At 42.8% G+C, this 13,551-nt stretch carries 13 protein-coding genes; 5 read left to right on the top strand and 8 right to left on the bottom strand.

The window, feature by feature from the left end:
• Position 1 precedes the first annotated feature (1 nt).
• Positions 2 to 1,249: an ROK family protein gene (locus LZF95_RS02715; protein ID WP_233753459.1), complete on the bottom strand. Its 1,248-nt coding sequence runs from the start codon at positions 1,247 to 1,249 to the stop codon at positions 2 to 4.
• 220 nt (positions 1,250 to 1,469) lie between these two features.
• On the opposite strand from LZF95_RS02715, the gene LZF95_RS02710 reads away from it, so the two are divergent.
• Positions 1,470 to 1,991: a phosphoheptose isomerase gene (locus tag LZF95_RS02710; RefSeq protein ID WP_233753458.1), complete on the top strand. Its 522-nt coding sequence runs from the start codon at positions 1,470 to 1,472 to the stop codon at positions 1,989 to 1,991.
• Between the two features lie 429 nt (positions 1,992 to 2,420).
• On the opposite strand, the gene LZF95_RS02705 is transcribed toward LZF95_RS02710, so the two are convergent.
• The 5 genes from LZF95_RS02705 to LZF95_RS02685 form a co-directional block, all read right to left on the bottom strand.
• Positions 2,421 to 3,995 (bottom strand): toxin-antitoxin system YwqK family antitoxin, encoded by a 1,575-nt coding sequence (locus LZF95_RS02705; RefSeq protein WP_233753457.1) that lies wholly within the window; start codon positions 3,993 to 3,995, stop codon positions 2,421 to 2,423.
• Between the two features lie 227 nt (positions 3,996 to 4,222).
• Positions 4,223 to 4,789: a hypothetical protein gene (locus tag LZF95_RS02700; protein ID WP_233753456.1), complete on the bottom strand. Its 567-nt coding sequence runs from the start codon at positions 4,787 to 4,789 to the stop codon at positions 4,223 to 4,225.
• Positions 4,790 to 5,788 (bottom strand): 3-oxoacyl-ACP synthase III family protein, encoded by a 999-nt coding sequence (locus LZF95_RS02695; RefSeq protein WP_233753455.1) that lies wholly within the window; start codon positions 5,786 to 5,788, stop codon positions 4,790 to 4,792.
• 82 nt (positions 5,789 to 5,870) lie between these two features.
• Positions 5,871 to 6,569 (bottom strand): SOS response-associated peptidase, encoded by a 699-nt coding sequence (locus LZF95_RS02690; protein WP_233753454.1) that lies wholly within the window; start codon positions 6,567 to 6,569, stop codon positions 5,871 to 5,873.
• Positions 6,570 to 6,598: 29 nt separating this feature from the next.
• Entirely contained in the window at positions 6,599 to 7,555 is a 957-nt protein-coding gene (locus LZF95_RS02685; RefSeq protein ID WP_233753453.1) for a YheT family hydrolase, read from the bottom strand.
• A 122-nt stretch (positions 7,556 to 7,677) separates the two neighbouring features.
• Between LZF95_RS02685 and LZF95_RS02680 the strand changes: the two genes are divergently transcribed.
• The 4 genes from LZF95_RS02680 (at position 7,678) to LZF95_RS02665 (ending at position 12,056) form a co-directional block, all read left to right on the top strand.
• Positions 7,678 to 9,318, top strand: coding sequence for a pyruvate dehydrogenase complex dihydrolipoamide acetyltransferase (locus LZF95_RS02680; protein ID WP_233753452.1), 1,641 nt, complete (start codon positions 7,678 to 7,680; stop codon positions 9,316 to 9,318).
• Between the two features lie 94 nt (positions 9,319 to 9,412).
• Entirely contained in the window at positions 9,413 to 9,955 is a 543-nt protein-coding gene (hslV, locus tag LZF95_RS02675; protein WP_233753451.1) for an ATP-dependent protease subunit HslV, read from the top strand.
• Between the two features lie 112 nt (positions 9,956 to 10,067).
• The gene (locus LZF95_RS02670) at positions 10,068 to 10,733 is read left to right on the top strand and encodes a TetR family transcriptional regulator C-terminal domain-containing protein (RefSeq protein WP_233753450.1); all 666 of its coding nucleotides are present in this window, start codon (positions 10,068 to 10,070) and stop codon (positions 10,731 to 10,733) included.
• 3 nt (positions 10,734 to 10,736) lie between these two features.
• Positions 10,737 to 12,056: an AarF/ABC1/UbiB kinase family protein gene (locus LZF95_RS02665; RefSeq protein ID WP_233753449.1), complete on the top strand. Its 1,320-nt coding sequence runs from the start codon at positions 10,737 to 10,739 to the stop codon at positions 12,054 to 12,056.
• A gap of 253 nt (positions 12,057 to 12,309) precedes the next feature.
• Here LZF95_RS02665 and LZF95_RS27660 read toward each other — a convergent pair whose 3' ends face one another.
• Together LZF95_RS27660 and LZF95_RS02660 are read right to left on the bottom strand one after the other, a co-directional pair.
• Positions 12,310 to 12,600: a sorbosone dehydrogenase family protein gene (locus LZF95_RS27660; protein WP_306422256.1), complete on the bottom strand. Its 291-nt coding sequence runs from the start codon at positions 12,598 to 12,600 to the stop codon at positions 12,310 to 12,312.
• 126 nt (positions 12,601 to 12,726) lie between these two features.
• Positions 12,727 to 13,509 (bottom strand): sorbosone dehydrogenase family protein, encoded by a 783-nt coding sequence (locus LZF95_RS02660; RefSeq protein ID WP_306422255.1) that lies wholly within the window; start codon positions 13,507 to 13,509, stop codon positions 12,727 to 12,729.
• Positions 13,510 to 13,551 lie beyond the last annotated feature (42 nt).

Genomic DNA, 13,551 nt, shown 5'->3' with positions numbered 1-13,551 from the left:
TTTAATTCAGTCGATTGATCACATCTTCAAAGAGCTGTTCATTCACCACGGCAACTCCCCCTAGTAGTCCCACATCTTCACCTAATTGGTACAGGGCAATTTGTGATTTTTCACGGGATTTGGCCATGCTGTAGATATTCAAAGCCTGTTGGATTGGAGTGATTAAATATTGCTTTGCTTCGGCTACTGACCCTCCGATAATGATCAGTTCCGGATTCAATACCTGGATTAGCATGGATATCCCTCTTCCCAGATCCAATCCTGCTTCCGAAAGTATGGTGATTGCCCGCTGGTCTCCTGCCAAAGCCGCATCTACCACCAGACTTGGCAATAGGTCACCTACATGATTTCTTGCCATCCTGGCTAATATGCTGTCTTTATCCAGGGCAATGGCAGCTTCCGCCATTTTTACGATTGCTGTTCCGGATGCCACCGCTTCCAGGCACCCTTTTTTTCCGCAAATACATGTAACATCCCTTGATTCGAATAGCGGAGAGTGGCTGAATTCCCCGGCAAATCCGGATGCTCCCTGGTATAGTTTGCCATCAATGATGATCCCTAACCCTATACCCCATCCAATGAATAATCCCAGTACATTCTTGTAGCTATGATCTGTGGCGAATTTATACTCCGCCAAAGTCATTGCCCTTGCATCATTTTCCAGAAATATTTTTTTTTCAAACCTTTTCTCCAGATTTTCAAGTAGCGTGTTGTGTCCAAATCTCAGATAAGTGTAATTCACACCGCCCACAGAATCAGTAAGACCAGGCATAGAGAAACCAATGGCGATGACTTTGTCGGCAGGAATGCCAGAATTTTCGAGGTAGGATTCTATCAGTGTACAGATGGAGTCAAATGTTTCTTTTTCATTGTCAAGGCTGATCCTATGACTCTCCTTAGTGGTAATTATTTCGTGATTACATGAGTAGAGTGCCAGATTCATGTTATACTTGGAAAGATCGACCGATAGCACATAGAATGCATCTGGAGCCAATCTGTATAAGTCAGGTTTTCTGCCGCCTTGAGACTCAGCCCGGCCTTGCTTGATCACTTCTCCACTTGTCATCAAATCTCCGAGAAGGGCGTTGACTGTAGGTAGTGAAATCCCTACTTCTGAACAGATTTCACTTGCGGTATTCGCCCGTTTGGCGTAGAGGTTCTTTATTATCTTAAGTTTGTTAAGGTAGCTTTTTATTTCTACCACTCCATCCATTTTTTGGATTACCTCTTGAGGATTAATTAGGTTCATAGGTCAATGTTATGCCTGAATTACGGCAATTTTTTTTTTTCAAAAAAGCACTTTCTTAAAAAAATAAGTTAACGACTGTATGAGTTTTGGTAAAAACATAGGATATGCAGATACGAAGATAGACTATATCAGAAAAGATTTTAAATGTGAGTAGAGGGGGTATGATTTTATTTTCCATCGAAATCGGTATTTTTGGAGAAATGTTTTTCGAATTTTAACTATGGATTTGATAGATAACACGTTAGGGTTGAGTAAAGAAGATGTATTTCAGAAAGTTGAGGAATTTCTGAATGAAAAAGGGTTTAGGATCTCCAAAATTGATAAAACCAGACCCTGGGGAGGTTTTTTTGTATTGGATGAAGGGCAGATTCTTAAATTCAGATCGATGTTCTTTGAGGATGTAGAATTATCCGAGAAGCAGCTAGAACAGAAGTTGAGTCCCAAATTTCTCTTGGTGGCGCCAGGTGCCCGACTGTCCTGGCAATATCACTTCAGAAGAGCTGAGCTTTGGAAGCTGGTTAATGGAAAATCAGGAATAGTCCGTAGTGAAACGGATGAGTTGGGAGCTTTAGAAGATATGGTACTCAATAAAACAGTTTCTTTAAAGCAAGGAGAGCGGCATAGATTGGTAGGTCTGGATACTTGGGGGATAGTAGCGGAGATATGGATGCACGTAGATCCTGAAAACCCATCGAACGAAGAGGATATCGTGAGGCTCGAGGATGATTACTCCCGTAAATAGGACATGTTGAAAAACATAGGTAATAGATTAAAGGGTTATCGTTTTGACTGATCAGCTCATTTTTCAAGCGAGCGGTTTTTTAGCAAGTGCAAGCTTTTTGACGACAATAGGTCTTGATCCTTGCACCAAAAAACACCAAAATCGTGATTTTTAGCTAGTCTCAGCCATACCATCTTCTGCGTTGGTCTTATGTCGAAGTATAAGCATACATCTTCACTCCCCCGCTTTGAACCTTGGAATACAGGAAGATCTGGCATACCTGAGACTTTTTCTACAGCCCCTAAATATGCTTGCTGTTACGTTGCCTGAAATATAGTAAAAGCCTGGTTCCGTAGTCGGCTTTGTTTTAGACCTGTAGCCAATTTAGATTATCACACTTTGCTGTATTAGCTGCTGTTATAATTAATGTGGGATTAGGGGATGTTGGGATTACCGATTCAGTGTATTGAGAGACTGAGAAAGTGAATCTTCCTGGATTTCATCATTTTCGTAATTGATCAGATCCTCCAGTCGGCCCGATGGATTGTAATATCTCCACGTACCTTCTTTTCTGCCGTCTTTCATTAGGCCTTCAGATGCTTTCCTTCCGTTTTCATGGTAAAAGAGCCATGTGCCGTCTGCTTTTCCAGATTTGTAGTTGCCCTCAGATTCTTTCTTTCCATTGACATAGTAAGTGATACGGGTGCCATTTCCATCTTTTAGTGTTCCTTTATCAAGAGTTGCAGAGCCATCGTAGGTATTGTAATCACTTATATTCATGAGACGTCCATTGTCCCAGGTTTCTTCCTGTGTGAGTTTTTTGTTGTCGTAGAAGAGCCCCCATATACCATTTTCAAACCCAATATTGTAGCTTCCTACAGATTTAAGTTGCCCTCCGTCGTAATAATAGACCCACTGGCCATCTTCTAGACCAAGAGAATACTCGCCTTCAGCGACTAAGATGCCTATTTTGTTAAAATACTTCCATAGCCCTGTCTTTAAATCATTTCGATATTCCCCGATGGAATAGAGTTCCCCGTTTGGGAAAAAACTCTTCCATAATCCTGTTTTCATTCCATTGACGTATTGACCGGCAACTGATATTTGACCTGAGCTATGGTACTCTACATAATCACCCACGGGCACGCCCAGTTCGTAAGTTTTTCGCTTGGCAATGGCCTTGTTGGGGAAGTATTCCTCCCATGTTCCTACAGCTATACCATTTTCATACATTTCTATTCTTGCCAGCCTTTGATTTTCATAATAATACTTCCAGGTTCCGTGCTGTTTACCATTCTGATTATAAAACTCTTCAGACTCTTTGGTTTTAGTCCCTGGAAAATATCGGGTCCATTCACCTATTTTTTTCCCTTTATCATAAGTCCCGGTTTCCACCACAAGATTTGGGTAGGTAAGTCTTTTAAAGGTGCCATCCAGTTCGCCTGATTTATAGACCGCTTCTGTGACCAGGGTGCCCTCTGGATCGTATTCTAGGTAAGGTCCTTCTCTGAGTCCATCGACATAGAATTCTCTGACAGCTACTTCACCAAAGTCATAATATTGGACCCATTGGCCGGTTTTTTTATTGTTTTCATACTGGCCTTCTACAGCCACTTGGGCCGCATCGATATAAGCCGGCATGCCTGTCTTGCCGAAATATTCCACATATTTCCCTACTAAAACGGAATCTTGAAAAATCATTTCTCTTTTTAATGCCCCATTTTCATCGTAAAATTTAGATGGTCCAAAAAGTATCCCTTCTTTGTACTCTGCCACAACTTTTCTGTTGCCATCAGGGTAGAAGCTGCTCCAAGTTCCGTCCCGAAGGCCGTTTTTAAAAGCCCCTTCTGTGAGTAGGGTGTTGGATTTGGGGTTGTAATATTTCCATAATCCCTCACGGGTATTGTTGGTAAGGATCCCGGTAGCCATCAGTGTGGAGTCTGCATTGTACTGACGTACCACGGTGTTTTCTTGTGCTAGGAGCGGGGAACTAAAAAGAATACAAGCGATGAGGATATATTTCATGTGTTTATAATTTTTTTCATAGGTCTTTTCCATCTTCCGGAAGGCGGGGAGTCTTGTGTTAATCGGTCTAAAGGTAGGTAGTCACATTTTGTTCTCCTAGGTATTCCGTTAAGTATGCGTCAGTTCCCATGGGTTTTTGTTCCGAGTTCCCTCGCACAGCTTTTGTGATGATTGGAATAGTGTACGGAAGAACTTAATTCCTGTTTAAAAATAAGCTATTTCCGGCTTTATCCCATTTTTTTCAAAAGCACGGATAGTAGATTTTTTAGTTCTTTCAATATACTGTGTTTTACAGCCAAGCTATCATGGGATATTTTTAAGGTTTTGTGCCACTGGCAAAAGGTGGATTTATAAGTGGGATCCTTTGTGGATGAGCTTGTCGAAGTGTGATTCAGTAGAATTTCAGGATAATCAAAAGGAGAAGAGGATTGATCAAAAACCCAATTAGTTGTGACCAACTCACGGTGCGGTTTGAGTGTATGGTTTTTACCTATAAGTACAAAGAGGAAAAGTCCATGACCAAACCAATTTAGCAATCTGATGTTAAGACCCTCCTCTATGTCAAAATCCCTGATAAGATCCATGACCTGATAGGGATACCCTTCTAGATCGTTTCCTTTGGAAAGCTTGACTCCCCGACTGCTTGAATGAAGTTTGCGTAATTCTTCCGTATCTATAGCATTGGCAACTTCACCAAGTAATTCCCAAAATTTTGCTTTAAGTTTATTTTGTCTTGGAATTATGTCTTGGTCAAGCCAAAGTTGAAGATCCAGGTTTTGCGGATTTTCTACCATTTACCATTGGAGTAAAGCGGAAGCCCATGTGAAGCCTGATCCAAAAGCTGCCAGACACACCACATCCCCTTCTTTAATTTTGCCCTGTTCCCATGCCTCACTCAGCGCAATGGGGATGGTCGCAGCTGTAGTGTTTCCTTTGCTCATAATATTATTAAAGATTTTGTCCTCAGAAAGTCCAAGTTGTTTTTGAATGTATTGACTAATCCTCAGGTTGGCTTGGTGCGGAACAAGTAAATCTATGGCTGACTGATCCAGCTTATTTGCCTCCAGTGCTTCTTGTATTGCTTCCATGAATCGCACTACTGCATGTTTAAAGACTGCATTTCCGTTCATTTTCAGGAAAAAACTTCCTGATTCTATCAGTTCAGGAGAGATCCGGACTTCCCTGCTACTCCCCGGGTCCTTGCAATACAGTTCTTCTGCGTGTTCGCCCTGCGCATGTAGATGGGTGCTCAAAATCCCAGGCTGGCCTGAATCTACCGCACCCAATACTGCGGCACCTGCACCGTCGGCGAAAATAACAGAACTAGATCTGCCTTCATCGCTTTTGTCCAGTGCCGATGATTGTATCTCCGCACCTACTACCAGTATTTTCTGATACATTCCCGTTTTTATAAACTGATCTGCAACGGACAGCGCATAGATAAATCCTGAACAGGCATTGCGGATGTCCAATGCGCCTATTGTTCCCATGCCCAGCTCCCTTTGTAGCAGTACGCCGTTTCCTGGGATGAAGTAATCAGGGGTGATGGTAGCGAATACTATGAATTCTATCTCGAAAGCTTTTACCCCTGCTCTTTGCAATGCCATTTCTGAAGCTTTAGCAGACATATTAGTCACTGTATCCACTCCCGGTGTGAACCAATGCCTGGATTCAATGCCTGTTCTTTCTACTATCCACTCATTGTTGGTATTCATCATCCCAGATAGTTCGTGATTTGTCACGATTCTTTCAGGCACATAATGACCAACACCTAATATTCTAGATTTTTTCATGTACAATCGGGTATCGCTAATTGGCTGCCAATATCGTTAGATCAATTTACTCTAGCAAAGGAGGATTGGATCGGTGGGCCAATTAACCGAAGAGCGTGTAGTTGCCATGCTGATCCATAGGGGAGGTCTTTCGTATGATTGCAGGGCTATCATTTTGTACAGAATTCACTAATGGAGAGACAGTAAATGCCAGCATCGAATCCGCTGGATAAGGGGTGAGCAACTTTAAAAGATCTTCCTCACCCGTATAAGTATTTAACCATTTTTTTTCAGAATTTCGATCCAGAATTACCGGCATTCTATCGTGGATCTCTGAGACTACCTCATTTGGGGTAGTGGTGAGTATGAGAAAAGTATGCTGGGTTTCCCCATTGGAGGATTCATATTCTTCCCAGATTCCTGCAAATGAAAAAAGTTCGCCTTCACGCAAAGTGAATCTATAGGGGACTGATGTTTTTTTACCAAGACGTTTCCATTCATAAAAGCCGTCGGCAGGTATTATACACCTTCTTTGCCGAAAGGCTGTTTTTAAGGAAATTTTCTCATGTATGGTCTCTGCTTTGACATTTATCAGTTTTTGGGCAACAGGTCTGTTTTTCCCAAATTCCGGAGTAATGCCCCAGTAGAAGTAAGAAAATCCTTTTGGGCTTTGAGTGGTTATTACGGGCACCAATTGAGTAGGAGCAATATTGTATCTAGGTTTTATATCGGAAAGCATCTCTGCCTGAAAACGCTCTTCTAATTCTTCTTTACTTTTGCTAAGGGAATATCGTCCACACATAATTTTATATTGCTGTAATTGGCAGGAAGTTAGATAACAGCGCTTATAAATTCAACTGCCCGCTGCTCTGAATAATAAAGTTTGGATGAGTTTTCTGGTGTAAACCCCACATGTCCTCCATGTTTTGGAAATTCAAAATAGACATAATCCAGCGATTCAGCCAGATGATAAGGAAAGCAGAGTTCGCTTAGAAATGGGTCATTTAACGCGTTTAGGATCAATGTAGGCACTTTTATCCTGTCTAGAAAAAACAAGGAAGAGTTCACTTCATAGTATTCTTCAGCATCTGCGAACCCATGTAAAGGGCCTGTAAAAACATCATCAAAATCAGCCAAAGTTTTAATGTTTTTAAGGGCTTCCAAGGGGATTTGTCCTGGATGGGAAGCAGATTTGTCAATTACTTTCTTTTTTAGACTCCGTAAAAACCGTTTAGAGTAAAGTGTGTTTTCCATTTCAGAGATTTTTCTGGAAGAGCTTCCCAGGTGTAGTGGAACCGATATGGCTACACCACTGTGGATTTTAGAACGGCTGGAGCTTTCCCCAAGATATTTTAGTGTTAAATTTCCCCCTAGACTAAATCCTAGCAAGTGAAGCCGATCATAGTTGTCGTGGGCATGATTGACTACACTGTCCAAATCATAGGTAGCTCCAGAGTGGTAGAAAATCACCTGCTTGTTCATCTCATGACTGCAGCTCCGGAAGTTCCAGGCAAGTACATCGTAGCCTTTCTTCAGGAAACTATTCACCATACCCAACATGTAGGATCTGTTGCTGTTCCCTTCTAATCCGTGACTTAATATGATTAATTCTTGGCTGTTTTGGCGATACCATTCCAAATCAAGGAAATCTCCGTCAGAAGTTAAAATCCTCTCTTTAACAGGATTTGGAGCATATACATGCCTGAAAAGAGAGGGATAAATAGTCTCTAAGTGTCCGTTAAACAGCCACTTGGGTCTTTTGTATGTGCTGTTCCCTAGTAAAGGCATATCAGAGGGCTGGGGTTTATAGGCTGAAATGCCTGGGGAAATTACTAGTTTTAAATTTGAATAAAGCCATTTTAAAAACTATTTTTGGACACTTTAAAAAACGAATTAGCGCGGATAAACCTATGGCCGAAATAATAAGAATGCCTAAAATGAGCGACACAATGGAAGAAGGTGTGATCGCTGCATGGTTGAAGAAAGTTGGAGATTCAGTAAAACCGGGAGATATTCTGGCTGAAGTAGAGACCGACAAAGCAACTATGGAGCTTGAATCCTATGACGAAGGTGTGCTTTTATATATTGGAGTTAAAGAAAAAGATGCTGTGCCTGTAAATGGCGTGATAGCTGTGATCGGTGAGAAAGGTGAGGATTATCAGCACCTGCTTGACGGTGGTGATGCTCCAGCGGAAGATAAGAAAGAAGAGGCGCCAAAGGCTGAAGAGAAAAAGGCGGAACCAGCCGAATCTGAGGCTCCGAAAGAGAAGATTGATGTGTCAAATATCAACGCTACCGTGATTACCATGCCTAAGATGTCTGACACCATGCAAGAGGGAACGATTGCCTCATGGTTGAAGAAAGTAGGTGATGATGTGAAATCAGGTGAGATCATCGCCGAGGTGGAAACTGACAAAGCTACCATGGAGCTTGAGTCCTATGATGACGGCACCTTGCTTTACATAGGAGTAGAAGCCGGTGACAGTGTGCCAGTCGATGGCGTGATAGCTGTGATCGGTGAAAAAGGAGCGGATTTCGAAACGCTTTTAAAAGCTCAAAAATCAGAGTCTTCCGGAGCACCGGCTGAAGCACCGGCTGATCCTGCTCAAGAAACAAAGAAAGAGGAAGCCCCAAAGACAGAAACTAAATCCACTTCAAACAGCACTCCGTCCACTACAGCCGAGGGCGATAGATTGAAAGCTTCTCCTTTGGCCAAGAAAATGGCTGAGGATAAAGGCATAGATATACGGACAGTAAGCGGTTCCGGTGAAGGAGGAAGAGTGATCAAAAGGGACGTTGAAAACTTTGTGCCAGCAGCGGCACCCCAAGGAGGGGATGCCGTGGGGACTGCTGCACCAGGTCTAGGTGTAGAGAGCTTTAAAGAAGAGAAAGTCTCCCAGATGAGAAAAGTGATAGCAAAACGTCTTGCAGAGAGTAAGTTTGGAGCGCCACATTTCTATCTCACCATGGAGATCAACATGGACAAAGCCATAGAAGCCAGAAAGAGCATGAATGAAATCTCCCCGGTGAAGATCTCCTTTAACGATATGGTGATCAAGGCAGCGGCAGCAGCTTTGCGCCAGCATCCTAAAGTAAATTCCAGCTGGCTAGGTGATAAAATTAGATATAATGACCATATCCATATCGGTATGGCGGTCGCAGTGGATGAAGGATTGTTGGTTCCGGTAATCAGATTTGCCGACAGCCTTTCACTATCCCAGATATCTACCCAAGCAAAAAGTTTGGGAGGAAAAGCCAAGAATAAAGAATTGCAGCCTAAGGATTGGGAAGGAAATACCTTCACCATCTCTAACTTGGGTATGTTCGGTATTGATGAATTCACAGCTATCATCAATCCGCCGGATGCGTGTATCCTCGCTGTAGGTGGTATCAAAGAAACAGCTATTGTGAAGGATGGAGAGATTAAGATTGGAAACCTGATGAAGGTGACTTTGTCTTGTGATCACAGAGTCGTGGATGGATCAGTGGGGTCTGCTTTCTTGATTACCCTGAAAAGCCTACTTGAAGATCCGGTCAGAATACTGGTATAATTCAACTAATAAACTGCCAAAAAGTCCTGATTTCAGGACTTTTTGTTTTTTGTACGCTTATTGGTAAGTATAGCATCACACCATAACCAAGAACATGACAAAGATAAAATCAACAACCGTTGTTGCAATCCGCCAGAATGGAGAGGTAGTGATAGGGGCGGACGGGCAGGCCACAATGGGAAATACGGTAGCGAAAAGCAGTGTAAAGAAACTCAGGGTATTGCAGGGCGGTAAGATCGTCACAGGCTTTGCAGGCTCTACCGCTGATGCATTTACCCTTTTGGAAAAATTTGAAGAGAAGTTGGGAGCTTTTGGCAATAATATGAAGCGCTCGGCGGTGGAGTTGGCAAAGGAGTGGAGAACAGACCGTATGCTTTCGAAACTTGAGGCGATGATGATCGTTGCGGACAAAGATGATATTTTGATCATATCGGGGACCGGAGATGTGATAGAGCCTGACATGGAGATCGCCACTATAGGATCGGGTAGTATGTATGCCCAGTCGGCAGCAAGAGCAATGAAGCAGTTTGCCCCCCACATGAGTGCGGAAGAAATGGTAAGAGAAAGCCTGAATATCGCTGCCGATATCTGTATTTATACCAATCATAACTTGGTGATTGAGAAAGTAACTGGTTGATTTCAATAGAAATAAAAAAACTAAACCGAGGGAAATAACCTCGGTTTTTTTTGCGTTTTTCTAAACCTGATGTGCCTCTTGACTGTTAAGTCCTTATACACAAAGAGACACTATGGAAACTACCACTGTTAAGAAAACGACCAAGAAAGACTATAGAAAACTGATTCTGGAAGGATTCAAAAATCATGTACTCGAATATGGCGACTTACCGAAATCCATATTCAGATTTGCCAAGGACTTGAAGATGAAGGAGGAGGAATTCTATACTTATTTTACCTCTTTCGAATCGATCAAATCCACCATCCTTGTTGATATCTTCGATGAAACACTTACTGAAATTGATAAGCAGGGAGTCTTTGAAGGGTATTCGGCAAGAGAGAAATTTCTGAGCTTTCTGTTCACATGGATTGAAGTCCTGAAAAAGAATAGATCCTATTTGCTCAGCCTCTATGAGAGTAAGGCAAAATCCTTTGTCACCTTACCAAAGGAGTCAGCTGAGTTTAAAGAGAAGTTTAAGGCTTTTGCCAATGAAATAATCCTCCAAGGCAAGGAGACGCAAGAAATCGCAACCCGACCGGTGATTTCTGATCGATACGATGAAGCGCTATGGATTCAGGTAGGATTTGTGTTCAGATACTGGTTGGACGACACATCTCCAAGATTTGAGAAGACCGATGCGGCAATTGAGAAATCAGTAAATCTTGGTTTTGACCTGATGGGCAAAAGCGCGCTGGATTCCTTTTTGGATTTTGCGAAGTTCATGTATCAGTCTAAATAACCCATGACAGACAACTTAAATGAGCAACAGGCAATCCCTGTCTCAAAAGTGCAGCGTGCTGCCAAATTCATCTCTACAGGGGCAAAAGTCGGAGGGAATTATGTGAAGCACTACGCCAAAAAAATGGTGAATCCCTCCATGGATAGGGAAGAGCTCCATCAAAACAATGCATCCGATATTTACAATTCTCTGAGCCAGCTCAAAGGATCTGCACTGAAAGTGGCCCAGATGATGTCCATGGACAAAAATTTGATGCCTAGGGCCTATCAGGATAAATTTACGATGGCACAGTATTCCGCACCGCCCTTATCTTACCCGCTGGTGGTAAAAACATTCCAGAAGTACTTTGGCAAAATCCCTGATCAGATCTTCGATACCTTTACCGTATCGGCAGTGAATGCAGCCTCGATTGGTCAGGTGCACCAGGCTACCTTGGGTGATAAAAAGCTGGCAGTCAAAATCCAATATCCCGGTATTGCAGATTCGGTCAGTTCAGACTTGAAACTTGTGCGTCCATTTGCGCTACGCCTGCTCAATATGAATGAAAAGGAATTGGATCACTATATGGCCGAAGTGGAGGAGAAACTATTGGAAGAAACGGATTATGTGCTAGAGGTGAAGCGATCCAGAGAGATCTCAGGGGAGTGCGGCCATATTCCCAATTTGAAATTCCCAACGTACTATGATGAATTAAGTGCGGAACGGATCATCACGATGGATTGGATAGAGGGAGCTCATATGAAGGAGTGGCTGGGAACCAATCCGAGTCAGCAATCGAGAAATCAGATAGGACAAGCCCTCTGGGATTTTTACCATCATCAGGTTCACCATCTCAAGCAGGTTCATGCCGATCCGCATCCGGGAAATTTTATAATCCAGAAGAATGATCAACTGGGGATTATTGATTTTGGGTGTGTAAAAGTGATTCCTGAGGACTTCTACCAAGGATATTTTGCTTTGATCAAAAAGGATCTGCTGATCAATAGCAATGAACTGGATCAGGTGTTCTTCGATCTGGAATTTATATCTGCAAAGGATACTCCGGAGGAGCAGCAGTATTTCAAGTCTGTATTTAAGGAAATGATTTCCCTGCTAGGCAAGCCTTTTCATGTGGATAAATTTGACTTTTCCGATGATGGATTTTTCCAGCAGATCTTTGATCTGGGTGATCGGGTTTCCAATGACAAGTTGTTCAAGAAGTCCAATCAGGCCCGAGGATCCAGACATGGGTTGTATGTAAACAGAACGTACTTTGGATTGTATAATCTCCTGAATCAGCTCCAAGCCGAAGTGGTGACTACAAAACCGGAGTGGTTGGGGTAATCGCAGGGCTAGAAGACCAATGACAAAAGACCGAAGTAGCCTTGTGTCGTTTGGTCGAATACTATATTAGTTTTACTTTAAAGGTATTAAGGGGTATTGGGCATGAGAGAAGGAATGAAGCCGCTGTTCAAAGTCATTGAGAATGAAATTGAAAACCAAAATTCACTTGATCTAATTAAGGGGCTGGTTAAAAGGGTTGAATTGTATAGATTCTGAAGGGGAGGCAAATCGAATCGCTTCCCTTAGTACTGAATTACTTTGCCGAGTAGGTAACTCTGTAGATCACCCCGGCCATATCGTCAGAAACCAACAGACTCCCGTCCTTCATTTCCTGCACATCCACTGGCCGTCCCCAGGCTTCTTGTGCTTCTTCATCCAGCCATCCCGACGCAAACTCTTGCTCATTGGTGGCATTTGCCCCGTTCACGTTAAGTGAGGTAAGCACATACCCTGATTTTTTGCTTCTGTTCCAGGATCCGTGCTTGGCAACAATCACTTGGTTTTTATATTCCGAAGGGAACATGCTGCCTTCATAGAATCTCATGCCCAGCGGAGCTACGTGGGCACCAAGTTTTGCAGCAGGTGCTACATAGTCACTTGCAGGGCCACCCTTATCTCCAAATTCAGGGTCTTTTACTGTTCCTTCGTGCCAATAAGGATAACCAAAATGCTAACCGGCTTCTGTGATATGATTCAGTTCACAATTCGGCACATCGTCCCCCATCATATCCCGTCCATTATCGGTAAACCACATGTCTCCGGTCTTGGGATCCCAGTCAAAACCTACTGAGTTTCTTACGCCATACACGTAAACTTCCGGAGTTGGGTTCGGTGAACCCACATCCAGCCTGGTGATGGAGGCGAAAATTTCTTTCTCCGGTTCGCAAATATTACATGGTGCGCCAACAGGCACATAAAGCATTCCATCCGGCCCAAAGGCTATGAACTTCCATCCATGATGGGTTTCAGTGGGATATTTATCATAAACAACTTCGTGTTTTGGTGCATCCAGATTGTTTAAGATGTCTTTAAATCGTAGAATTCTGCTCACTTCTGCAACATAGAGATCGCCATCTTTGTATGCAACCCCATTTGGCATCTGAAGATCCTCAGCCAGAGTAAATTTGATGTCGGCTTTCCCGTCACCGTCTTCATCAATGACAGCATAAACATTGCCTTCCTGTCTGCTACCTACGAATACTACTCCTTCCTCAGAAATTGCCATTTCCCGTGCATTGGGGATGTCAGCGGCCCACACATCAATTTTGAAATTCGCAGGCAATTTGATTTTGTCAAGTTTTACATCCGCTTTAGCGTTACTGATGTCTCTTTTATTCGCACTGTTTGGAGTTTCAATGCTTTGTGCTTTCACCTTTTGGTTTTGCTCGCAGCCAAAGGAAAATAATACGGTTCCTAGTACGAGTATAGGTGTGAGTTTGGATAGGTAGTTCATAACCTGGTGTTTTTTTGATACAGTAAGTTAAGAAACTTTCAG

This window comes from Algoriphagus sp. AGSA1, from assembly GCF_021390545.1.
Lineage (GTDB): Bacteria > Bacteroidota > Bacteroidia > Cytophagales > Cyclobacteriaceae > Algoriphagus.
This window is presented reverse-complemented; position numbering and strand designations above follow the sequence as displayed.

Bases quoted from the DNA above. Each gene is read 5' to 3' on its own strand.
- hslV (WP_233753451.1), top strand. From the start codon at position 9,413: ATGACAAAGATAAAATCAACAACCGTTGTTGCAATCCGCCAGAATGGA.
- LZF95_RS02710 (WP_233753458.1), top strand. From the start codon at position 1,470: ATGGATTTGATAGATAACACGTTAGGGTTGAGTAAAGAAGATGTATTT.
- LZF95_RS02700 (WP_233753456.1), bottom strand. From the start codon at position 4,789: ATGGTAGAAAATCCGCAAAACCTGGATCTTCAACTTTGGCTTGACCAA.
- LZF95_RS02665 (WP_233753449.1), top strand. From the start codon at position 10,737: ATGACAGACAACTTAAATGAGCAACAGGCAATCCCTGTCTCAAAAGTG.
- LZF95_RS02705 (WP_233753457.1), bottom strand. From the start codon at position 3,995: ATGAAATATATCCTCATCGCTTGTATTCTTTTTAGTTCCCCGCTCCTA.
- LZF95_RS02695 (WP_233753455.1), bottom strand. From the start codon at position 5,788: ATGAAAAAATCTAGAATATTAGGTGTTGGTCATTATGTGCCTGAAAGA.
- LZF95_RS27660 (WP_306422256.1), bottom strand. From the start codon at position 12,600: ATGAGATTCTATGAAGGCAGCATGTTCCCTTCGGAATATAAAAACCAA.
- LZF95_RS02660 (WP_306422255.1), bottom strand. From the start codon at position 13,509: ATGAACTACCTATCCAAACTCACACCTATACTCGTACTAGGAACCGTA.
- LZF95_RS02680 (WP_233753452.1), top strand. From the start codon at position 7,678: ATGGCCGAAATAATAAGAATGCCTAAAATGAGCGACACAATGGAAGAA.
- LZF95_RS02690 (WP_233753454.1), bottom strand. From the start codon at position 6,569: ATGTGTGGACGATATTCCCTTAGCAAAAGTAAAGAAGAATTAGAAGAG.
- LZF95_RS02685 (WP_233753453.1), bottom strand. From the start codon at position 7,555: ATGCCTTTACTAGGGAACAGCACATACAAAAGACCCAAGTGGCTGTTT.
- LZF95_RS02670 (WP_233753450.1), top strand. From the start codon at position 10,068: ATGGAAACTACCACTGTTAAGAAAACGACCAAGAAAGACTATAGAAAA.
- LZF95_RS02715 (WP_233753459.1), bottom strand. From the start codon at position 1,249: ATGAACCTAATTAATCCTCAAGAGGTAATCCAAAAAATGGATGGAGTG.